Source organism: Vulcaniibacterium gelatinicum, from assembly GCF_008033445.1.
Classification (GTDB): domain Bacteria; phylum Pseudomonadota; class Gammaproteobacteria; order Xanthomonadales; family Xanthomonadaceae; genus Vulcaniibacterium_B; species Vulcaniibacterium_B gelatinicum.
This window is the reverse complement of record NZ_VNKO01000017.1, coordinates 1-20,877: the sequence shown is the minus strand read 5'-3', so window position 1 is coordinate 20,877 and position 20,877 is coordinate 1. Positions and strand designations below refer to the sequence as shown.

General features: G+C 72.9%; 21 protein-coding genes and 1 pseudogene. 7 read left to right on the top strand and 15 right to left on the bottom strand.

The features are described 5' to 3' along the window. Window positions 1-8: 8 nt before the first annotated feature. The 5 genes from FPV26_RS10255 to oleC are packed head-to-tail and all read right to left on the bottom strand — an operon-like array spanning window position 9 to window position 5,671. Window positions 9-737: a pseudouridine synthase gene (locus FPV26_RS10255; RefSeq protein WP_147653788.1), complete on the bottom strand. Its 729-nt coding sequence runs from the start codon at window positions 735-737 to the stop codon at window positions 9-11. Continuing rightward, a complete protein-coding gene (ubiB, locus tag FPV26_RS10250) occupies window positions 734-2,392 on the bottom strand; it encodes a ubiquinone biosynthesis regulatory protein kinase UbiB (protein ID WP_147653787.1) in 1,659 nt (552 codons plus the stop codon). The genes FPV26_RS10255 and ubiB overlap by 4 nt, the downstream gene beginning before the upstream one ends. Further along, window positions 2,389-3,015 carry a ubiquinone biosynthesis accessory factor UbiJ gene (locus tag FPV26_RS10245; RefSeq protein WP_147653786.1) on the bottom strand — a complete coding sequence of 209 codons (627 nt, stop codon included), beginning with the start codon at window positions 3,013-3,015 and terminating at the stop codon, window positions 2,389-2,391. The genes ubiB and FPV26_RS10245 overlap by 4 nt, the downstream gene beginning before the upstream one ends. Beyond that, a complete protein-coding gene (oleD, locus tag FPV26_RS10240) occupies window positions 3,012-4,022 on the bottom strand; it encodes a 2-alkyl-3-oxoalkanoate reductase (RefSeq protein WP_147653785.1) in 1,011 nt (336 codons plus the stop codon). Before oleD ends, FPV26_RS10245 begins: the two co-directional genes overlap by 4 nt. Continuing rightward, entirely contained in the window at window positions 4,019-5,671 is a 1,653-nt protein-coding gene (oleC, locus tag FPV26_RS10235; RefSeq protein WP_147653784.1) for an olefin beta-lactone synthetase, read from the bottom strand. Before oleC ends, oleD begins: the two co-directional genes overlap by 4 nt. A gap of 213 nt (window positions 5,672-5,884) precedes the next feature. Here oleC and FPV26_RS10230 point away from each other — a divergent pair, with 213 nt between their 5' ends. From FPV26_RS10230 to FPV26_RS10220, 3 genes are all read left to right on the top strand, one after another. Then, window positions 5,885-6,241, top strand: coding sequence for a YkgJ family cysteine cluster protein (locus FPV26_RS10230; RefSeq protein WP_147653783.1), 357 nt, complete (start codon window positions 5,885-5,887; stop codon window positions 6,239-6,241). A 169-nt stretch (window positions 6,242-6,410) separates the two neighbouring features. Continuing rightward, window positions 6,411-6,839: a hypothetical protein gene (locus FPV26_RS10225; protein ID WP_147653782.1), complete on the top strand. Its 429-nt coding sequence runs from the start codon at window positions 6,411-6,413 to the stop codon at window positions 6,837-6,839. Beyond that, window positions 6,836-7,066 (top strand): helix-turn-helix domain-containing protein, encoded by a 231-nt coding sequence (locus FPV26_RS10220; protein ID WP_147653781.1) that lies wholly within the window; start codon window positions 6,836-6,838, stop codon window positions 7,064-7,066. The genes FPV26_RS10225 and FPV26_RS10220 overlap by 4 nt, the downstream gene beginning before the upstream one ends. 60 nt (window positions 7,067-7,126) lie before the next feature. Here FPV26_RS10220 and FPV26_RS10215 read toward each other — a convergent pair whose 3' ends face one another. The 7 genes from FPV26_RS10215 to FPV26_RS10190 form a co-directional block, all read right to left on the bottom strand. Next, the gene (locus tag FPV26_RS10215; protein WP_147653780.1) at window positions 7,127-8,035 is read right to left on the bottom strand and encodes an alpha/beta fold hydrolase; all 909 of its coding nucleotides are present in this window, start codon (window positions 8,033-8,035) and stop codon (window positions 7,127-7,129) included. Next, entirely contained in the window at window positions 8,032-8,382 is a 351-nt protein-coding gene (locus FPV26_RS10210; protein ID WP_147653779.1) for a type IIL restriction-modification enzyme MmeI, read from the bottom strand. The genes FPV26_RS10215 and FPV26_RS10210 overlap by 4 nt, the downstream gene beginning before the upstream one ends. Before the next feature lie 6 nt (window positions 8,383-8,388). Then, window positions 8,389-8,562, bottom strand: coding sequence for a type IIL restriction-modification enzyme MmeI (locus FPV26_RS13015; protein ID WP_181952629.1), 174 nt, complete (start codon window positions 8,560-8,562; stop codon window positions 8,389-8,391). After that, the gene (locus FPV26_RS10205; protein ID WP_181952628.1) at window positions 8,559-9,728 is read right to left on the bottom strand and encodes a Fic family protein; all 1,170 of its coding nucleotides are present in this window, start codon (window positions 9,726-9,728) and stop codon (window positions 8,559-8,561) included. Before FPV26_RS10205 ends, FPV26_RS13015 begins: the two co-directional genes overlap by 4 nt. 341 nt (window positions 9,729-10,069) lie before the next feature. Then, a complete protein-coding gene (locus FPV26_RS10200; protein ID WP_147653778.1) occupies window positions 10,070-11,083 on the bottom strand; it encodes a 3-oxoacyl-ACP synthase III in 1,014 nt (337 codons plus the stop codon). 145 nt (window positions 11,084-11,228) lie between these two features. Further along, window positions 11,229-14,519 carry an ankyrin repeat domain-containing protein gene (locus FPV26_RS10195; RefSeq protein ID WP_147653777.1) on the bottom strand — a complete coding sequence of 1,097 codons (3,291 nt, stop codon included), beginning with the start codon at window positions 14,517-14,519 and terminating at the stop codon, window positions 11,229-11,231. Next, window positions 14,512-14,784 (bottom strand): YcgL domain-containing protein, encoded by a 273-nt coding sequence (locus FPV26_RS10190; protein WP_147653776.1) that lies wholly within the window; start codon window positions 14,782-14,784, stop codon window positions 14,512-14,514. The genes FPV26_RS10195 and FPV26_RS10190 overlap by 8 nt, the downstream gene beginning before the upstream one ends. 290 nt (window positions 14,785-15,074) lie before the next feature. Between FPV26_RS10190 and FPV26_RS10185 the strand changes: the two genes are divergently transcribed. The 4 genes and pseudogenes from FPV26_RS10185 to FPV26_RS12670 form a co-directional block, all read left to right on the top strand. Next, entirely contained in the window at window positions 15,075-15,380 is a 306-nt protein-coding gene (locus tag FPV26_RS10185; RefSeq protein ID WP_147653775.1) for a hypothetical protein, read from the top strand. Then, window positions 15,377-16,006 carry a hypothetical protein gene (locus FPV26_RS10180; protein ID WP_147653774.1) on the top strand — a complete coding sequence of 210 codons (630 nt, stop codon included), beginning with the start codon at window positions 15,377-15,379 and terminating at the stop codon, window positions 16,004-16,006. Before FPV26_RS10185 ends, FPV26_RS10180 begins: the two co-directional genes overlap by 4 nt. Then, window positions 16,003-17,346: a Tle-like phospholipase domain-containing protein gene (locus tag FPV26_RS10175; RefSeq protein WP_147653773.1), complete on the top strand. Its 1,344-nt coding sequence runs from the start codon at window positions 16,003-16,005 to the stop codon at window positions 17,344-17,346. The genes FPV26_RS10180 and FPV26_RS10175 overlap by 4 nt, the downstream gene beginning before the upstream one ends. A 111-nt stretch (window positions 17,347-17,457) precedes the next feature. Beyond that, a pseudogene (locus FPV26_RS12670) lies at window positions 17,458-17,649 on the top strand (relaxation protein); the annotation flags it as partial. Window positions 17,650-17,664: 15 nt separating this feature from the next. On the opposite strand, the gene cydB reads toward FPV26_RS12670, so the two are convergent. The 3 genes from cydB to FPV26_RS12665 form a co-directional block, all read right to left on the bottom strand. Then, window positions 17,665-18,672 (bottom strand): cytochrome d ubiquinol oxidase subunit II, encoded by a 1,008-nt coding sequence (gene cydB, locus FPV26_RS10170; RefSeq protein ID WP_147653772.1) that lies wholly within the window; start codon window positions 18,670-18,672, stop codon window positions 17,665-17,667. Between the two features lie 3 nt (window positions 18,673-18,675). Next, window positions 18,676-20,079: a cytochrome ubiquinol oxidase subunit I gene (locus FPV26_RS10165; RefSeq protein ID WP_147653771.1), complete on the bottom strand. Its 1,404-nt coding sequence runs from the start codon at window positions 20,077-20,079 to the stop codon at window positions 18,676-18,678. A gap of 131 nt (window positions 20,080-20,210) precedes the next feature. After that, window positions 20,211-20,877 (bottom strand): XVIPCD domain-containing protein (locus FPV26_RS12665; RefSeq protein ID WP_181952626.1); only part of this gene is annotated, 667 nt, incomplete at its 5' end.

Below are 20,877 nucleotides of genomic sequence, written 5' to 3'. Positions count from 1 at the left end.
ATGCCCCGCTACCCCCCAAGCCCCCCATCGCCAAACAACGCCACCGCGCGCGCGAACTCGGCGTCGAGCGGGGCGACGACCTCGACCCGGGTGCCGGTGTGCGGATGCGGGAAGGCCAGGCGCTCGGCGTGCAGCAGCATGCGGTGGATGCCGAGCATGCGGAAATGGCGGTTGTGCCGCCCGTCGCCGTGGCTGGTGTCGCCGATCAGATGGTGCGAGGCGTGCTTGAGATGGCGCCGGATCTGGCGGAAGCGGCCGGTCTCGGGCTGCGCGCGCAGCAGCGCGTAGCGCGAGGTGGGAAAGCCCGCGGCGGGAAACGGCAACTCGCAGGTCGCCAGGCGCGTGAACCGCGTGCGCGCCGGCTTCTTCTCCGGCTTGCCGGGGCCGCCGTCGAGCGGATGGTCCACCACGAAATGCTCCGGCGGCCAGCCCCGGCACACCGCCAGATAGTCCTTCTCCACCGCGCCCGACATCAGGCTGCAGCCGAGCGCCGCGGCGGTGTCGCGATCGAAGGCGAGCAGCAGGCAGCCGCTGGTGGCGCGATCCAGACGATGGACCAGGAAGATCGGCCGGCCGAGTTGCGCGCGCAGGCGGTCGGCGACGAAATCGGTCTCGCCGCCGGCCAGCTTGCTGTCGTGGACCATCAGCCCGGCCGGCTTGCCGGCCACGGCCAGGGACTCGTCGCGGTACAGGATCGGCAACGGCGCATCCCCGCCGCCGGCAAGCGGCGCGGTCATCTCCGCGGCCAGGCCGCCAGCAGCGCCCACAGGCCGCCGCAGGCGGCGATCCAGGTCGAGACCGGCACGTTCCACAGGCGCGGGCCGCCGGCCTCGAGCGCGTACAGCACCGCAGCCACGACCAGCAGGCCGGTGCCGAGGATCGCGGCCACGGTGCGGCGCTGGCCGTCGCGCGCCACGCGCGCCAGCTCGGCCAGGTCCTGCGAGCGCATGGACAGCTCGTGCCGGCCGCCGACCTGCTGCGCCAGCCACGCGTGCAGCAGGCTCGGCATGTCCGGCGCGCGCGTGACCAGTTCCGGCAGGCGCTTGCGGAACTCGCCGGCCAGGCGCTGCGGGCTGTAGCGTTCGGCCAGGATCCGCTCGAGCACCGGCCGCGCCACCGCCCAGATGTCGAGCTTCGGGTCGAGCAGGCGGCCCAGGCCCTCGATGTTGAGCAGGGTCTTCTGCAGCAGGATCAGCTGCGGCTGCAGGGTCAGCTCGTAGCGCTGCGCGGTGCGGAACAGCTTGACCAGCACCTCGGCCAGCGAGATCTCCGCCAGCGGCCGGGTGAAATACGGCTCGCACACCGCGCGCGCCGCGGCCTCGAGCTCGTCCAGGCGGATGTGCGCGGGCATCCAGCCGGCGCGCACGTGCAGCTCGGCGATGCGGCGGTAGTCGCGGTTGAAGATCGCCATGAAGTTCTCGGCGAGCCAGTACTGGTCCTCGTCCGAGAGCTGGCCGACGATGCCGAAGTCGAGGGCGATGAAACGCGGATCGGCGCGGCGCGCCGGATCGGCGTCCACCCAGATGTTGCCGGCGTGGGCGTCGGCGTGGAAGAAGTTGTCGCGGAACACCTGGGTGTAGAACACGCGCACGCCCTTGGCGGCGAGCGCGCGGCGATCAATGCCGGCGGCGTCGAGCGCGGCGATGTCGTCGCTGGGGATGCCGTGCACGCGCTCGAGCGTGAGCACGCGCTCGCGGGTGTGGGTCCAGATCACCTCCGGCACGTACAGGTCGGGCGAGCCTTCCCAGAACCGGCGCAGCACGCTGGCGTTGGCGCCCTCGCGCTGCAGGTCGAGCTCGGCGGCCAGGGTGTTCTCGACCTCGGCCACGATCGCGCGCGGGCGGATCTTGTCGGCGGCAGGGTGGGTGCGCTCGACGATCGCGGCGATGCCGCGCAGCAGGGCGATGTCGGCGGCGATCTCGCGCTCGACCTGCGGCCGCAGCACCTTCACCACCACCTCGCGGCCGTCGTGCAGGCGCGCGGCGTGCACCTGGGCGATGGACGCCGAGGCCAGCGGCGTGGTGTCGAAGCGGGCGAACGCCTCGCCGATGCCGCGCTCGAGCGCGCGCTCGACCAGCGCCCGCGCGATCTCGCCGTCGAACGGCTCCACCCGGTCCTGCAGCAGCGCCAGCTCGTCGGCGATGTCCGGCGGCATCAGGTCGCGGCGGGTGGACAGGATCTGGCCGAACTTGACGAAGATCGGTCCCAGCTCCTGCAGCGCCAGGCGCAGGCGCGCGCCGCGCGGCAGCTCGGCGATGCGCGGGGTGGCGCGCGGCACGAACGGCCGCGCCAGGCGCAGCCAGCGTTCGGCAGGCGTCTCGGCCAGCAGGGCGTCGAGGCGGTAGCGCAGCAGCACCCGCCCGATCCGCAGCGCGCGCGCGAACGACCTCACGCCGCCGCCCCGCGCTGCAGGCGCGCGATGCGCGCGGCCAGGCGCTCGACGTCGTCGCGCAGCGCGTCCACGTCGTCGCAGAACGCCTCCACCTCGCCGCGCGCGACCACGTCGCGCGATTCCTCGGTCAGGTACTCGGCGGTGCTGCCGGCCAGTTCGCGGCCGAGCACGCGCGCCTGGCGCAGCGCCCGCGCCAGGCCCTGCGCGATCTGCACCCCGAGCACGTCGCCGAACGCGGCCGCGAACGGCCGCTGCCAGTCCGGATCGAAGCGTTCGGCCAGGCGCTGCAGGCGGCGGGCGAGGTCAGCGTCGCCGGAGAGCATCATCTTCCCGATCGGCGGGGCGTCGTCGCGGCGCAGGAACGGCAGCTGCGCGATCAGCCCGGACAGGGTGCCGCGCACCTGCAGGTCGGGCGCGTCCGCCGCCGGCCCCACCCGCAGCGCCTCGCCCTCGACCGTGACCTGCAGCGCCAGCGGCGGGGCGTCCACCTGCAGCGCCACGCGCCGGCCGTCGAGCGTGCGCAGCGCCGCGCGCGTGTCCGGATCCAGCGCCAGCATGTGGTTGAGCGCCGCCTCCAGCGCGCGGCCGGCGGGCACCTTCCAGTTGAACGGCGTCGGGCTCATCGCGGCATTGTAGGGCCGGCGCGCCATGCCGCCCGCAGCCGCTCGATCCCTTCGGCGAAGGACACCCGCGGCACGTAGCCGAAATCGCGCCGGGCCGGCCCCATGTCGTACCAGTGGGTGGTGGCGAGCTGCTCGGCCAGGAACCTCGTCAGCGGCGGTTCGCCGCGCAGGGGCAGCACATGCCACAGCCCCTCGCACACCGCGCCGATCGCGTAGGCGAGCGGGAACGGCAGCGCGCGCTGCACCGGCGGCGCGCCGGCGGCGGCGAGCAGTGCGTTCAGGGTCTCGCGCATCGTCTTCGGCTCGCCGTTGCTGATGAAGTAGGCGCGCCCGGCGCAGGCCGCGCCCGGGGCGAGGTGCGCGAAGGCGTCGAAATGCGCCTGCGCGGCGTTGTCCACGTAGGTGGTGTCCACCAGGTTGTCGCCGCCGCCGACCAGGCGCAGGCGCCCGGCGCGCGCGCGCTCGACCAGGCGCGGCAGCAGCTGGTTGTCGCCCGGGCCCCAGATCAGGCGCGGGCGCAGCGCGACGGTGGCCAGGGTGGCGTCGTTGGCGGCCAGCACCTCGCGTTCGGCGATCTGCTTGGTGGCCGCGTACGGCGCCTTCAGGTGCTCGCCATAGGGCACGGTCTCGGCCGTGCCGCCGGCGACCGGATGGGTGGCACGGTGGGTCACGCTCGGCGTGGAGGTGTACACCAGGCGCGCGATGCCGTGCGCGCGGCAGGCCGCGATCACGTGCCGCGTGCCGAGCACGTTGGCGCGGTGGTAGTCGGCGTACGGCCCCCACGCGCCGGCCTTGGCCGCGTTGTGGAACACCGCTTCGCACCCCTCCGCCGCGCGCAGCACCGCCGCGGGATCGGCGAGGTCGCCCTGCACCTGGCGCACGCCGAGCGCATCCAGCGCGGGATAGCGGCCGCGGTTGAAGCTCACCACCTCGTGCCCGCGTTCGACCAGGCCGCGGCACAGCGCCTGGCCGAGGAAACCGCCGCCGCCGGTGACCAGGATCCTCATGCACGTCGCTCCAGCCGGCGCGCCGCCCACGCCGCCAGCCGCTCGCGGCCGATCTTGGCGTTGTGGCGGATGTCCACCGGAAAGGGGTTCGGGTAATGCAGGAACGCGCCCACCTTCGCGGTGTGCACGAAGCCCTCGCCGAGGTGGCGCAGCTCGGCCTCGATCCGCGGCCACTGCGCCGCCGCCACGCCGCGTTCGAGCTCGACGCACAGCACCGCACGCTGCGCGCCGCGCGGGCCGACCCCGACCAGCGCGGTGCGGCGCACCTGCGGATGGGTGTTGAACACCGGCTCGACCTGCTCGGTGCACAGCGTGGTGCCGTCGGCGAGCATCACCCGCTGCGACTTGCGGCCGCAGAACCACAGCCGCCCCTGCGCGTCGAAATAGCCTAGGTCGCCCATGCGGTGGACGATGCGTTCGTGTCCGTCCGCCGTGCGCTCGCGGATCTTGGCCAGGCGCGTGGCCTGCGCGCGGTTGTAGTAGCTGTCGGTCGCGGTCGGCCCGGCCACGGTGATCTCGCCGACCTGTCCGGCGGCCACCTGCAGCGCGTCGTCCCACTCGGCGATCGCCTCGTCGCTGACCTGGATGATGCGCACCTCGTTCGGCGGCACCGGGCGGCCGACGCAGGTGCCGGCGCCGGCCTCGGTCAGCGCGCGCGTGCCTTCCAGCTCGCGACCCTCGATCACCGCCACCGGCAGGCATTCGGTCGCCCCGTAGGGCGTCCACAGCTGCGCGTCCTCCGGCAGCAGCGCGCGCATCGCCGCCACCACCTCGGCCGGCACCGGCGCACCGGCCGAGGTCACCCGCCGCACCGTCGGCAGGTGCACGCCGTGCCGCGCCAGCACCGCGATCAGCGCCGGCGAACCGAACAGCTGGGTGACGCGGAAGCGCTCGATCGCCTGCACCAGCCGGCGCGGATCGGCGCGCGCCGGCCGGGTGGGATCCATGTCCGGGATCACCGAGGTCAGCCCCAGCGCGGGGTCGAACAGCGCGAACGGCGGGAACGTGGGCAGATCCACGCCGCCGGGCTCGAGGTCGAACGCCGCGCGCATCAGCGCGACCTGCGCGACGAAGTGGCGGTGGCGGTAGACCACGCCCTTGGGCACGCCGGTCGAACCGCTGGTGAAGGCGATCGCGGCGATCTCGTCCGGGCGGGTGTCGGCAAGCTGCGGCCCCGCGCCCGCGCCGGCGCGCTCGACCTGGGCCAGGGTGGCATCGGCCAGCCAGGCGCGTGCGCCGGTGGTGATCCGCACCCGCGCCGACCGCGCCCACCCGAGCAGGGTGCGCGCCAGGTGCGCGAGCGGGATGCCGATGAACGCCTCCGGCTCCGCTTCGTCCAGGCACTGCTTCAACGCGCGCTTGTCGATGCCCGGATCCACCAGCACCGGCACCGCCCCGGCCTTGAACAGCGCGAACATGGTCAGGAAGAACTCGGGCGTGGGCCGCACCATCACCACGGTGCGGGTGCCGCGCCCCACCCCGTGCGCGGCCAGCCCCGCGGCGATCGCGTCGCTGCGCGCGTCCAGCTCGGCATAGGTGAGCGCGACCTCGTAGCGGCCGTCGCGGCCCGGGCAGTGCATGGCGATGCGCGCCGGATGCGCGTGCGCCAGGCGCGGCAGGGCGGCGGCGATGTTGCAGGGAGCGTCCATCCGCACATTGTCGCCGCTGGCGGTGGCCAAGGTCTTGCGAAGATCCCGCCAATTTTCGAGCCGACGAAACGGCCGCGCCGCGCGGTAACCAGGATGTTGGGGCCGGTTCGGCGCCCCCCTTGCACTCCGCCCGCCGATCCGCAAAATCCCGCGCCCGGCGGCGCCGGCAGAGGGTCGCCACCCGCGTCCACCCTGCCCTTCCGCGACCCGCACATGTCCCACCCGTGCCTGTCGTGCGGCGCCTGCTGCGCCTACTTCCGCGTGTCCTTCCACTGGTCCGAGGCCGACCCGACCCTCGGCGGCCAGGTCCCGCCCGCCCTCACCGAGCCCCTGCGCACGCACGAAGTGGCCATGCGCGGCACCTCGCAGGCGCGGCCACGCTGCATCGCCCTCGACGCCGACATCGGCCGCCGCAGCCGCTGCACCATCCACCCTGTCCGCCCCAGCGTCTGCCGCGACGTCCCCGCCTCCTGGGAATTCGGCGCCCCCAGCCCGCAATGCGACAAGGCCCGCCAGGCCCACGGCCTGCCGCCGCTCACCCCGGCGGATTGGGAAGCGCAGGCGGCGTAAGGGCGCAACTCGCGCCGGCCGCACCTTCCCGTCCCGCGAGCCCCCGCAAGCCCAGGCCTCCGGGAGCCATCCCGCCCTCGACGGTGGCTTTGCATGACATCGTGTTAATATTTATTGACATTCAGTAAATCTTGATTGACACTGCTGCCCCCTCAACGGGAGAACGGTCATGGTGCAACGCGAACGGTTTGCATGGGTCTGGATGGCCGCCCTGGTGGTCTTGCTCGGGACCTACTTCATCGGGGTGGGGTTCTACGCGCGCGAATGGCAGGCCCTGTCCGAGGGCCAGCGCATCGGCCTGCTCGCCATCCCCTTGGCGCTGATGGCCGTGGTGGTCGGCATTGACCGCCTCGTGGCACGTGTGCGACGCGGCAGGGCCCCCGCCGAGCCGGTGGACGAACGCGACCACGCCATCGAGGGCCGGGCCTCGTCGGCGGGCTACCACACGTTGATGTTCGGCACGATCTTCGTGGGCTGCTATTTGCCGTTCAGCGCCGATCGCTGGCAGATCGTGCACGCCACCCTGCTGGCGATCGCGATCGCCGAGGTGGTGCGCCACGGCCTCATCGCCCGTGGCTACCGCCAGGGGGCCACGTGAGCAGCGGCCGGCTCAGCAACCAGATCCGCACGCTGCGGTTCCTCGCCGGCGAGATGACCCAGGCCGAACTCGGTGCGCGCGTCGGGGTCACGCGCCAGACGATCGCCGCGATCGAGGCCGGCAAGTACTCGCCCACGCTGGAGCTGGCGTTCCGCATCGCGGATGTCTTCGGCAAGCCGCTGGACCAGGTGTTCCACTGGGAACGCGAGGCCCCCGCCTCGCGCTAGCGGGAACGGGGGCTGTCGTGTCCGCAGCCCATTGTCCCGACGCGCCGGCGCAGGCCCGTCCTACGCCCCGTTGCCGCCACCCGGCAACGGATGCGCGTCGAGGAAGCGCCGGATCGCCGGCACCAGCCGTTCGTGCTCGTCCTCCAGCACGTAGTGGTGCGCGTCGGCGAAGGCGTGCACTTCCGCCTGCGGCAGCGCCGCGGTGCAGGCGTCCAGGCAGTGGCGGTCGAACACGAAATCGCGCAGGCCCCAGCCGATGAACGCCGGGCGGTCGGCGAATTCCGGCAGGCGCCGGCCGGCCTCGGCCACCAGCGCCCACGCCGGGTCGCCCTCGCGCAGCGGGATGTCCTGCACGAAGCGCAAGGTGGCGATGCGGTTGTGCCAGGAGTCGTAGGGCGCCACGTACGCACGGCGCACCGGCGCCGGCATCGGCCGCGCCACGCCGACGTGCGAGGCCAGTTCCGCGAACGCGTTGCAGCCGCGGATCAGCAGCGCGCCCAGCCGCGAGTCGCGCCCGAACGAGAGCTGCCACGGCATCGGCTTGCCGGGCGGCAGCGGAAACAGCGCGGTGTTGAGGATCACCAGCCGCCGCACCCGCTCCGGATGCGCCAGCGCCCAGCCCATCCCGATCATCCCGCCCCAGTCGTGCACCGCCAGCGTCACCGGGCCGGCGATGCCGAGCGCATCGAGCAGCGTGCCCAGGTCCTGCACGCGCGAGGCGAGCGTGTAGCGGTAGCGGGCGTCGTCCGGCTTGTCCGACAGGCCCATGCCGATGTGGTCCGGCACCACGCAGCGCCAGCGGTCGCGCAAGCCCAGTACCAGGTGCCGCCAGTAGTAGCTCCACGACGGATTGCCGTGCAGCATGACGACGACCTCGCCGCCCGGCGGGCCTTCGTCGAGGTACGACATCGCGATCCCGGGGCGAACCTCGATCCGGCGCGGGGTGAAGGGGTAGTCGGGGTAATTCATTGTTTTTTCAGGTTTTTTGAATTACTGAGCCGGCCGCCAAATAGTGCGTAGCAACTGGTTACGCAGCGTAGCGGACATGCGATGTGCTTCGGAAGTTCGGCAAGTGCGAACTGAGTGACGCTGCCCTCGTCCAGGTCGTGTAGGCGGAAGCTGCGGAAATCCGATACCACTACGTAGCGCGGCAGCTCTTCCTCGCTCAGGCCTGCGAAGTAATCGGTGGCCTGCTCGAAGGCAGCATCCAGGTCCTGACCGGCGCTCTTGTGCTCGGCCAGCAGCGTGCCTGGCCAGAACACGTCGATGCGCCCTTTTCCCGTCTTGCCGAAGCGTTCGGCCTTCTTCTCGTACACCGCCACTCACCGGCGATTGACGCCGAAGATGGCGAAGAACTCATTCCAGAATGTCTGCGCCTCGGCGCGCTCTGCAGTTTCGCCCGCCCACTCGCGTGCGAATGCGGTAGCACGGCCGCGGATGTCGGCCCAAGTGAGGTTGAGACGCGGCGCTGCGGTGCCCAGACGGCGCGTGTTCACAACGGCTGCGCTCCCTCGCTGAGGATGTCGAGATATTGCCGGTAGGCGAACACGCGATGCCGCCGCTGACCGGTGAGTTCGTTGACGATCCCCATCTCCTCCAGCGTGCGGATCGCGGCGCGGATGGTGGGCGCGCTGAGCGCGAGATGCGGCTGCACCTGCGGCACGCCGAGCAGGACCCTGCGGGCGAACTGCTCGAACACCAGGCCAACGTTGCCGGCGCGCGCGCCCAGGGTCGCGATGCGCGCGCGGTCGCGGGCGAGCAGCGCGAGCAGACGCTGCGCAGTCTCCACCGCCTGCTGTGCGGTGTCGGCCACGCCATCAAGGAAGAATCCGAGCCAGCCCTCCCAGTCGCCGCGCATGCGCACGGCGTTCAACCGGTCGTAGTAGTCGGACCTGCGCTGCTTGAAGTACAGGCTCAGGTACAGGCTGGGTTCGCGCAGCACGCCTTCGTGGCAGAGGATCAGCGTGATCAGCAACCGGCCGAGGCGGCCGTTGCCGTCGCTGAAGGGATGGATGGTTTCGAACTGCACGTGCGCGAGCGCAGCCTTGATGAGCGGAGAGGCATCGGAGGCGGGAGCGTGCAGGAACCGCTCGAACGCGGCAAGCGTTGCATCGAGCGCGTCGGGGGGGGGCGGTACGAACTGCGCGAGCGCCGGCGATGGGCCACCAACCCAGACCTGCCCCCTGCGGAACTCGCCCGGGGTCTTGTCGGCGCCGCGTCCGCCATGCAGCAGCAGGGCATGCATTTCGCGAATCAGGCGCAGCGACAACGGGAAATCGTCCTCGCGCAGCCGCTTCAAACCGTGATTCAGTGCCGCGACGTAGTTGGACACTTCCTCCACATCGTCAATCGGCACACCCGGCGCCTCGTCCAGCTCGAACAGCAACAGATCCGACAGCGAAGACTGCGTGCCTTCGATCTGCGACGACAGCAGCGCCTCCTTGCGTACGTACTGGTACAGGAACAGTTCCGGGTCGGGCAGCATCAGGGTGATGCCGTCCAACCGGCCCAGGGCCTGGTCGGCCCGTTCCTTGCGGGAGAGCAGATCGTGCATGGCCAGATCCAGCGGCGGATCCGGCGGCAGCGGGTCCGGGATGAAGGCCTGGTAGCGACTCCCCGCCAACGAACCCGGAACGTAACGCCCGGTAGTACGTGCCGGCATCTTTCTTTCCTTACGCCCGAGGGAGACCCGCGTTAGGAAAGATTTCTAACAATTTTTTTCTTAGAACGCGAGAAGGGCCTCGCTTACGCAAGATTCTTTGCAAAGCATCGGCCAAGACGGACGGGGCCTCGTCAATCCGGGGCGGCCCCGACCACCATCGGTTCAGGCGCTTAAGGTGCTCTCCAACCTCTTGATCCGAAATGACTTTCACCGGACTTCCGGGTTAGTGAAAGAGCACTTGGCTTAACCGCTGCCCGCTTGCGGGTCACCGCCCCCGATTCGGGAGGGGGGCAGGGCGAGGCACCTGCGGTCAGGCCAAGCAAGCCGCTGACCGCCGCCCCTCACCACACCACTTCGGCCATCGAGCAGTTCAGCCCCGAGCCGATGCCGAGCAGGGCGACGCGGCTGCCTTTCTTCAGGCGGCCCATTTCGCGCAGCTTGGAGAGCACGATCGGCACCGAAGCCGGGCCGATGTTGCCGTGTTCGCCGAAGATGGTCATGACCTTCTTCGGGTCTATGCCCATCGCGCGGACGAAGGCGGCGGTGTGCACCTTGCTGACCTGGTGGATCACGAACTCGTCGAGTTCCTCCACCGCCCAGCCGAGTTTCTGGCGCGCGACCTGGAAGGTCTTGTGCGCGAGCTTGACCCCTTCCTGGAGCAGCATGCGGGTGTCGGTGATCATGCCGTCGAGGTTGCCGCGGCAGAGCTTGTTCCACTGCGTGGCGGCGCGGGTGACGCCGCCCTTGTAGCGCGGCGCGCCGGGGGCGAGTTCGGCGCGGGCCAGCACCATGCCGGCGGCGCCGGAGCCGAGGGTGAGGGTGGCCATCTCGTTGCGGAAGTCGTCCTCGGTGACGTCGGCGCGGGTCATGCGCTCGAGCGTCTTCTCGTAGGCGAGGTCGGCGGTCTCGCCGTCCACGACCAGGGCGTAATCGATCTCGCCGCGCTCGATCATGCGCGCGGCGATGTCCATGCCGTTGAGGAAGGCCAGGCAGGCGTTGGCGACGTCGAAGTTCTGGCAGGTGTCGGGCAGGCCGAGGTTGCCGCTGACGATGCTGGCGGTGGACGGCTCGAGGTAGTCGCGGCTGACCGAGGTGTTGACCAGCAGGCCGATCCGGCTGGGGTCCACGCCGGCGTCGGCCAGCGCCTTGACCCCGGCCAGGGTGGCGGCGTCGGAGGCCTGCACCGGGCCGTCCCACAGCCGGCGCGCGTGCACGCCGGCGATGTCGAGCATGTCGGCCTTGATGCCGAGACGGTCGAGGGTGGGCTTCAGGCGCGCGTTGATCTCGGCCGAGGTCAGGCGGCGCGGGGCGTCCACATGGGCGAGACCGGCGATGGCGACGTGTTGGAACAGCATGGGGCGGCGACGACGGCGTACCGGCTGGTACGGGGAACGCGACAGGATACCGGCTCCGGTCGCCGGCTGGCGGATCCAGCGCCCGCGCCCGCCGCGGCCGCGGTTCAGGCTGGTGAACCCGCTGGGCCCGATGCGCCGGGGGCGCTCACTCCGGATCGCGCAGGAACCGGGCCATGGAGACCCCGCCCGGCGGGGCCGGGGCGAACTCGGCGGCGATGTCCACGAAACCGCGCATGACCGCGATCTCGCGCGGGGTGCGGTTGAGGGCGTCGCGCTGGTTGGGGTCGGCGCCGGCGCGGAGCAGGCGCTGGACCACCCCCGGCAGGCCGTGCAGGGCGGCCAGGTGCAGGGGGCTGAAGCCGCGCGGGTCGCGGGCGTCGAGGGCCACGTTCTCGTCCAGCAGCCGGTCCAGGCCGGCCAGGACCACGTCCTCGTGGCAGGCGGTGCCGGGTTCGGCACGGGCGCCGAGCAACAGCAGCAGCGGGGTGACGCCGCCGGCGGCGGCCTGGTCCGGTTCGGCCCCGGCCAGCAGCAGGGTATCGAGCAGGGCCACCAGGCGCGGGCGCTCGCGCGCGGTGAAACCGTACACCGCGGCGCAGTGCAGCGGGGCCAGGCCCTGCGCGTCGCAGGCGTGGACGTCGGCGCCGGCGTTGAGCAGGCGCGCGCACAGGTCGGGCAGGCCGAGCGCGGCGGCGAGCATCAGCACGGTGACGCCGCCGGGCAGGCGCTGTTCCAGCGGGGCGCCGGCCGCGAGCAGGCGGTCCACGATGTCGGCATGGCGCATGCTCACCGCGGCCGAGAGCGGGGTGGCGCCGGAGCGCGCGGCCAGGCAGGGGTCGGCGCCGCGCGCGAGCAGCAGCTCCACCACCGCGCGGTGGCCGCCGCCGGCCGCGCGCAGCAGGGCGCTGCAGCCCTGGGCGTCCACCGCGTCCACCGCCAGGCCGAGGTCGAGCAGGCGGCGCACCGCGTCGGCGTCGCCGACGATCGCCGCCGCCGGCAGGTCGGCCGGGTGCAGCGCGCGCCGCGGCAGCGGCCAGCCGCGCCAGTCGAGCCAGTCGGCCAGGTCGCGGCGGCCGGAGGCGAGCGCCACGCCGAGCGGAGTCTGCCCGTCGGCGGCGCGGATCCCGGGGTTGGCGCCGTGGCGCACCAGCAGTTTCAGCGCGGTCTCACGGCCGAGCGCGGCGGCCAGGTGCAGCGCGGTCATGCCGTGGGCGTCGCAGGCATCCAGGTCGGCGCCGTGCGCGATCAGCCGTTCGCACAGGCGCGACCAGCCCAGCCGCACCGCCAGCGCCAGCGGCGGGTCGCCGGCCGGCGAGACGCCGAAGGGATCGGCGCCGCGTTCGAGCAGGTCGAGCGCGGCGGCCTCCAGACCGCGCGCGCCCTGGTCGCCGGCGACGCAGGCGGCGAGAAAACGCGCCAGCCCGCCGGCGCCGGCGGGACTGACCGCGCGCCGCAGCAGGATCTGGGCCGCCGGCAGCCCGGCCGGCCCCTGGCCGAGCAGGGCCAGCAGCACGGTGTCGCCCGCCCCGTCCGCGCGTGCTTCCGGATCGGCCCCGTGCGCGAGCAGCCACTCCAGGCACGACGGGCGGCGCTGCAGCTCGGGCTCGTGCAGCAGCGCGCCGAGTTCGGCCGGCGCCAGCAGCCGGGTCAGCGCGTCGAGGCCGTCGAAACGCCCGGCGGCCAGGCCTTCGCGCAGCAATACCGCCGGGCTGCGGTCGGGGGCGTGCGCGGCACCGCCGGCATCGGCCACCGCGGCCGGCAGCGGATAGTCGGGGTCGAGCAGCGCCACCAGGCGCCAGCGCCCGGCCTCGGCGGCCAGGTCGGCGGGACGGCGGCCGTCGCGGTCGGGCTGGGCCGGATCCAGGCCGAGCTCGAGCAGGCGCTGCACCAGCGCCGGGTTCGCCTGCTCGGCCAGGCAGGCCAGGTGCAGGGCGGTGCGGCCCTCGCGGTCGGCCGCGTGCGGCTCGGGGCGCACCGCGAGCAGGCGCTCGAGCACCGCGCCATGGCCGCCGCGCGCGGCCTCCAGCCAGGGCGTGCGGCCGTCCCCGTCGCAGGCGTGCGGGTCGGCGCCGGCCGCGAGCAGCGCGCCGACGATCTCGGCGTGCCCGGCCAGGGCCGCCTCGTGCAGGGCACTGCGCCGGCGCGCGTCGCGCGCGTCCACCCGAGCCTTGTATCGCAGCAGCAGTTGCACGCCGGCGGGGTCGTCCTCCTCGCCGCCGGCCGCGGCCAGCAACGCGGGCGTGGCGCCGGGCGGCTCGGGCCGCGCGCCGCGCTCGAGCAGGAACCTGGCCAGGCGCCAGTTGCCGCAGGCGCAGGCGATGCCGAGCGGGGTCAGCCCGTCGCGGTTGGCCACGTCGAGTTCGGCCGCGGCGTCGCGCAGCAGCGCGGCCACACCGGGGTCGGTGCTGCGCGCGGCGTGGTGCAGCGGGGTGTTGCCCTCGGCGTCGGCGAGGCGCGGGTCGGCGCCGTTGGCGAGCAGGGTCATCACCGCCTCGGGCCGGCCGTGCCAGCTGTCGCGGGTGGCGGCGAGCAGCGGCGTCATCCCGGCGTGCACGGCGTTGAGATCCACGCCGCAGGCGATCAGCGCGCGCAGCAGGCGCAGGTCGGGCAGCACCGCCGCCAGCATCGGCAGGGTGCGCTGGTCGCGGTCGCCCGGCGGCGGCAGCGCATGCGCGTCGGCGCCGGCCTCGAGCAGGGCCAGGGCGCGGTCCACGCGCCCGGCGCGGGCCGCGGCGTACAGCGCCTCGTCCAGTTCGTGGGCGTGCAGGTCGGCGGGGGCGCCGTCGGCAGCCGGCGCCTCCGCCGCGAACGCCGGCACCGGCATGGCCGGCAGCGGAGTCGGCGCGGCGATCCGCTGCAGGCCCCAGTGCGCCAGCGGCGAGAGCAGCACCAGCAGCGCCGCCACGCCCCAGCGCACGTCGCCCGCCGGCAGCAGCTCCGGCCACGCCGCGAGCAGCACCAGCGCCAGCACCGCGGCCACGCATGCGGCCGCGCCGAGTCCGCGCCAGGCGCCGATCTCGACCTCGCCCAGCGCGCGCACCTGCGCCCGCCAGTCGCCGCCGTCGCCGCGCTCCAGGCCGCGCCACAGCGGCCACGTGCGCCACAGCGCCAGCACGCACACCCCGGCCATGCCGCTCAGGCCGATCGCCGCGGCCAGGCTGCCGCTGTCGCGCAACGCCGCCAGCGGCCAGGCGATCAGTGCCGCGCTGCCGGCGAGCGCCAGCCCCCACACCCCGGCCAGCGCGAGCGCCGGCCGCAGCGCGGCCGGCTCCGTGCGCGCGCCCTGCGCCCAGGACAGCGCGAGCGCGAAGGCCGGTTGCGCGAGCGCGCCGGCCAGCGCCGCGACCACGCCGCCGAAGCCGGCCAGCGCCGCCAGTGCCGTGCCCGCCAGTGCCGCCAGCGCGATCCGTCCCGCCCGGCGTCGGCGCTCAGACATCGCGCCCCCAGCGTTCGTACGGCAGATCGTCCACGCCCTGCGGCGGCAGCTGCAGGTGGAAACCGCGCACGGCCAGGTGCTCGCGCACCGTGTCGGCGTCCGTGCGGGCCAGCTTGCGCCCCGGCGTCAGCGCCACCTCGAGCACGAACCGCAGCGGCCCGAGCTCCGCGCGCAGCGTCTCCGGCAGCCGCTCGAAATCGTCGCGGGCGGCGAGAAAGACGTAGGTGTCGGCCCTTTTCAGGCTCTTGTAGACGTAGGCGTGCATGCGGCCGCAACGGGGAAGACCCGGAAACGATTGTGCTGGAAAAGGACGGGGGCGGGAACCGGAAGCGGCCGCGCCCCGGCTTGACCATGCGTGACCTCCTGACTAGCCTGCGACGGCAGATTCTGCCGACAAGGAAGTGGCATGGCAGCGCAACCGCTGCACTTCGCAGGGACCGCCCGTCACCTCGCGCGCGCCGGCGCCGCCGTTCCGCTCTCCCGTTCCGCCGTCCCCGCTCCGCCACCGGGTGGACGCGGCCATCCCCCTTGTGCACGCCCGTTCCGCAGGAACACATGCCTCTCCCCGTCATCGCCCTGCTGCTTGCCGTCTCCGGCCTGGCCGCCGCGCAAGGCCCGGGGGAGATCCCCGCGCATCGCGCCGGAGATCGCTCCGACGACGCGCACCATCCGGCCTGCATCGCGCCCGACGAAGCCCGCAACACAGTTGCGCCCACCGACCTCTCTCCGGCCAGCGCCGCCTGCGTCACGCAAGGCGACCCTCCGGCCGCCCCCTCCCTGTCCGACCCGGCCCAGGCGTGGGAACAGGTCCTCGCCTACGCCGCATGTTCCCTCGCCGATGCCGAGGTGCCGCCGCAATGACCGTGCACGACCACTTCCTCCTGCCCGCCCTGCTCGCCCTCGCCACCACCGCCTGCGGCGCATCCGCCCCCGCCATGCACGACGACCGGCCGCCGTACCGCCCCAACCCGCATCCGCAGCAGGCCTACCGCGTCACCGTCACCGTACGTGATGCGCCCGGGCCGTTTGCCGAAGTGATGGCGGACGCGGGTTACCAGATCACCGATTGGACCTGCCTGCCGCCCGCGGAGACGTTCTCCGGCGTGCAGACCACGCCGATCACCGAGGGACTGCCCCTTGCCCCCACCCGCACGCCCACCGGTGAACACGTCGCCGTGTTCTACGTGGACGGCATGGCCGAGGCGGATTACTTCGGCCACGGCGTGTGCCGCTGGATGTTCAATTCGGTCATCTTCACCTTCCGCGCCACCGGCGCGCCGGGAGAGACCACCTTCATCGCCCACTTGCCCGCCAAGGATCTGACGCATCCGGCAGGCGTGACCCATTACTACTGGAAGGGCGGTTATCCGCGCGAAGACATCGACGACTTTCCAGACTCGGGATTCACCGATCCCCTTCGTTACAAACCCGAACTGCGTGACGAACTCTTCAGCATCACCCTCAAGGCGGAGGCGCTGACGCCATGAGCATGCGCAGTCTCGACTATGCGTGGCTTGCAGACCACAGCTACAAAGCACCTGAACGCGATCCTGTGGATCCCACCAAGTACAGGCATGTCGTTCTCAGCGGCGTCACCTACGAACCCCTGATGCACATCCACCGCCGCTCCGGCTACCAGGGGACGCTCTACCAGCGCCACGACACCGGTGCGCTGATCGTGGCCCACCGCGGCACCGAGTTCGACGCGCAGTTCCTCCGCGATCTGGTGGCCACCGACGGCGCGATGGTGCTGGCGCGGGTCAACCCGCAGGCGAAGGATGCCATTGAGTTGACGGCACGTGCACTGGAGCGCGCTCGGACGATCGAACAACGCACCGGGCAGGCTCCCACCGTCACCGTCACCGGCCACTCCCTCGGCGGCACCCTGGCGCAGATCACCGCGCACCATTTCGCCCTGCGCGGGGAGACCTTCAATGCCTACGGCGCGGCCGGCCTGGGTTACCGAATCCCGGCTGGCGGCGATGCCGTGACCAACCACGTGATGGCCGCCGATGGCGTCAGCGCCGCCAGTCCGCACTACGGCCGGGTGGTCCGCTACGCGCTGCCGGAGGAAGTGCAGGCGCTGCGCCGCCATGGCTATGGCAACGACCGCAACCCGTTCGACCAGCGCAACCTCATCGGTGCCTTCGTCGAACGCGTGCACGCCTCGCATTCGATGCACCACTTCCTCGACGTGGGCGCGCATGGCCGGCCCGACCGCTCGGTGCTGGCCGATCCGGAGACGCGCCGGCTGGCGGACGCCCAGGCTCCGCTGTTCGACAAGTTCCGTGGCGACGTCGCCTTCGCCCGCGAAGCGGTCACCCGCGGCGCGCGCGGCGCTGCCGGGATGCTGGCCGACCGCCTCGACCAGATCCGCGGCCCGATCCCTCCCGGGGAACCGGCGCGCCGCACCAGTCCCAGGGCGCCGCAGGTGCGCGAGCCGGTGCGCCACCGGGACACCGGCCTGTTCGGCGACGGCGGCATCTTCACGCTGCCCGACTTCGTGCCCCGGCCGCCGCGTCACGATGTCCCCATGACCCTGCTGCGCAACGACGGCATCGGGCAGGGCGAACGCTGCGGGCGCGACGACCCGCCCGCGCTCGTGCAGCGGCTGCTGGCCGCCGCCGGCTCCGGCGACGACGCCGCGTTCCGCCAGGCATTGCGCGCCGCCGCCGACCATGACGCCGGCCGTGCGCTGCGCGCCGAAGCCATGGCGACGCTGGACGCGATGGAGGCCCTCGCCACCCGGCATGCCGCCACCCAACCAGCGGTCATGCCGGAAACGCAGGATCCCGTCCGGGCGCGATCCGCGCCACGCATGCGCTGACCCGTCCACGACCACGGGCAGGAGCCCCCCCATGCAACAGGAAGAATTGACCGCGCTCATCGGCAGGGCCGCGCTGCTGATGGAGCAGTTCGAACGCCGCTGCGACTCGATGAGCGGCGCCTGCTCTGGAAGACGTCCGCCGTGGTGCTCGGCAGCCTGCTCGCGCTGCTGCTCGGCGGCGCTTGGCCGGCGATGCACTACGCCGACGTGACCCTGTGCGGCGAGCGGCTGTGCGCGAACGTCGAGCGCGACGGCCCGCGCTACGGCGACCGCGGCCAGTACGTGCCGGTCCGCCCGCGCTGAACCGGTCGCGCCGGCTCAGTGGTAACCCGCGTCCGCCGCGACCTTGCCGCGGAACACCGAGTACGACCACCACGTGTAGGCCAGGATCGCCGGCAGCAGCACGACCAGCCCGACCAGCACGAAGCCCTGCGACGACGGCGGCGAGGCTGCGTCCCAGATCGTCAGCGCCGGCGGCACCAGGTACGGCCAGAGCCCGAGTACCAGCCCGGCGAAGCCGAGCGCGAAGAAGGTCAGCGCGAGCACGAACGGCGCCGCGTCGCGGCCCTCGCGCAGCGCCGCACGCCACAGCGCCCAGGCGTTGAGCAGCGCCAGCAGCGGCACCGGCGAGAGCCACCAGAAGTTCCCGCCCTCGAACCAGCGCGCCATGATCCGCGAGTCCAGGAACGGCAGCCAGGCGCTGACCAGGCCCATGAACGCCACCGTCACCAGCACCAGCGGCCGGGTCAGGGTGCGCGCCACCTGCTGCAGCCGGCCTTCGGTCTTGAGCACCAGCCAGGTCGAGCCGAGCAGCGCATAGCCGAACACCAGCGCCACGCCGGTGAGCATCGAGAACGGGCTGAACCAGTCGAACGCGCCGCCGACGTACTTGCCCTCCTGCACCGGCATGCCCTCCACCAGCGCGCCCAGGATCACGCCCTGCGCGAACGCGGCGAAGATCGAGCCGAGCGAGAACGCCGCGCCCCAGAAGCGCCTGCCGCGCCGGGCCTTGAACCGGAATTCGAACGCGACCCCGCGGAACACCAGCGCGATCAGCATCAGCAGCACCGGCAGGTACAGCGCCGACAGGATCAGCGCATAGGCCTTCGGGAACGCCGCCAGCAGCCCTGCGCCGCCGAGCACCAGCCAGGTCTCGTTGCCGTCCCAGATCGGCGCGGCGGTGTTCATCATGTGGTCGAGCTGGTGCTCGTCCTCGGCGAACGGCGCCAGGATCCCCAGCCCGAGCACGAACCCGTCGAGCAGCACGTACATCAGCACGCCGAAGCCGATCACCGCGAACCACACCACCGGCAGCACGGTGTCCATCGCTCAGCCCTCCTCGAGCGGTTCGTCCGTGGCCGACAGCGGCCGCGCCGGGGTGCGCTCGCCGGGCACGCGCTCCGGCACCGGTGCGTGCGGCTGCGGGCCCTTGCGAAACAGCTTCACCAGGTACCAGATGCCGGCCCCGAACACGACCGCATACACCGCCGCGAACGCCAGCAGCGAGGCCAGCACGCTGCCGCCGTGCACGCCGGGACTCAGCGCCTCGCTGGTGCGCAGCACGCCGTACACCACCCACGGCTGGCGCCCGATCTCGGTCACGTACCAGCCGGCCAGGATGCAGACGAAGCCCGACGGCAGCATCCACTGCCAGCCGCGCAGCAGCCACGGCGCGTCGTACAGGCGCCCGCGCCGCAGCGCCCACAGCGAAGCCAGCGCCAGCAGCAGCATCAGCACGCCCAGCCCCACCATCACCCGGAAGCTCCAGAACACCGGCGCCACCGGCGGGCGTCGGTCGGCCGGCACCGCGGTCAGCGGCGCGATCTCGCCGTCCCAGCTGTGGGTCAGGACCAGGCTGCCCAGGCGCGGGATCGCCACTTCGTAGCGGTTGCGTTCGGCGGCCTCGTCCGGCAGCGCGAACAGCACCAGCGGCACGCCCGCGCCGGGACCGTGGCTGCGCCAGTGCCCCTCCATCGCCGCCAGCTTGACCGGCTGGTGGTCGCGCACGTTCAGCCCGTGCAGGTCGCCGACCAGCACCTGCGCCGGCACCGTGATCGCCGCGAACAGCACCGACAGCCGCAGCATCCGCCGCGCCGCCTCGCCGTGCGCGCCGCGGCGCAGGTACCACGCGCTCACGCCCCCGATCACGAAGCAGGTGGTGATGAACGCCGCCAGCACCATGTGCGCCAGCCGGTACGGGAACGACGGGTTGAAAATGATCGCCCACCAGTCCGCCGGCTCGAACACGCCCTCCGGGGTGAGCGTGTAGCCCTGCGGCGTCTGCATCCAGCTGTTGGCCGAGATGATCCAGAAGGTCGAGATCAGGGTGCCGAGCGCGACCATGCAGGTGGACAGGAAATGCAGCCGCTCCGGCACCCGCGTCCAGCCGAACAGCATCACCCCGAGGAAGGTGGCCTCGAGGAAGAACGCGGTCAGCACCTCGTACGACAGCAGCGGGCCGAGGATGTTGCCGGCCTTCTCGCTCAGCACCGCCCAGTTGGTGCCGAACTGGAAGCTCATCACGATCCCGCTGACCACGCCCATGCCGAACGAGATCGCGAAGATCTTCAGCCAGAAGAAGTACAGGTCGCGCCAGAGCGCATCGCGGGTGCGCAGCCAGCGCCATTCCAGGAACGCCAGCCAGCTCGCCAGGCCGATGGTGAAGGCCGGGAACAGGATGTGGAACGAGATCACGAACCCGAACTGGATCCGCGACAGCAGCAACGCATCCATGGGCACCGCTCCGGACGCGCGTGGGGGCGCGCGCCGCGGCCGGCATTGTGCGCCGCGCCGGCGATACGGGCCAGTGCCGGCGCGATCGGGACCGGGTCGCGGGAACGCCGTGCCCGGCGCGCCGTCGGGCGCTAATCCGGACGCCGCAGCAACGCCCCATGCCGCAGGCCGTGCCCGTGCACGGGATCCTGCACCCGCTGCATCGCGCCGCGCTCCTCCCCGCCCCCTGGCGCCAACCCCTGCTCCCGCGACGGCGCCGGCGCCGCCAGGTCCATCGCCACCCGCACCCCCGGCGTGCGCCCCACCACGAATGCCTCGTGCCCGCGGACCACAACCCCCGCGACCTGGTCGGCACGCACGATCCCGCCCTGCTCCGCCGCCCGCATCGCACGCGCCACCTGCGCGTCCGGCACCTGCGGCGGAAACCGCGCGCGCAGGGTCGCGAACAACGCCCGCGTCTCCTCCGGCAACGCTTCCAGCAACCGCGCCTGCTCCGCACTGCGCGGCGCGGCCGGCGGCTCCGGCAGCGGCGGCGCGCGCAGCTGCCGCCACTGCACCGCGCTGTCCTCCACCGGCACCGCGAGCGCACGCGACACCTCCACCGACACCCGCCGCTCCGCCTCGCCCGCGTAGAACCGCGGCAGCACCGCGTGCGCGCGTCCCTCCCCATCCAGCTCGACCCGCGTCGCGGTCCCCGCCCGCGCCCGCTCCAGCTCGACCAGCAACGCCGCCGCCAGCCGCTCGCTGTGCGCCCCGTGCGCCACCCCGTGCCGCGACTCCATCGCCTGCACCTGCGCC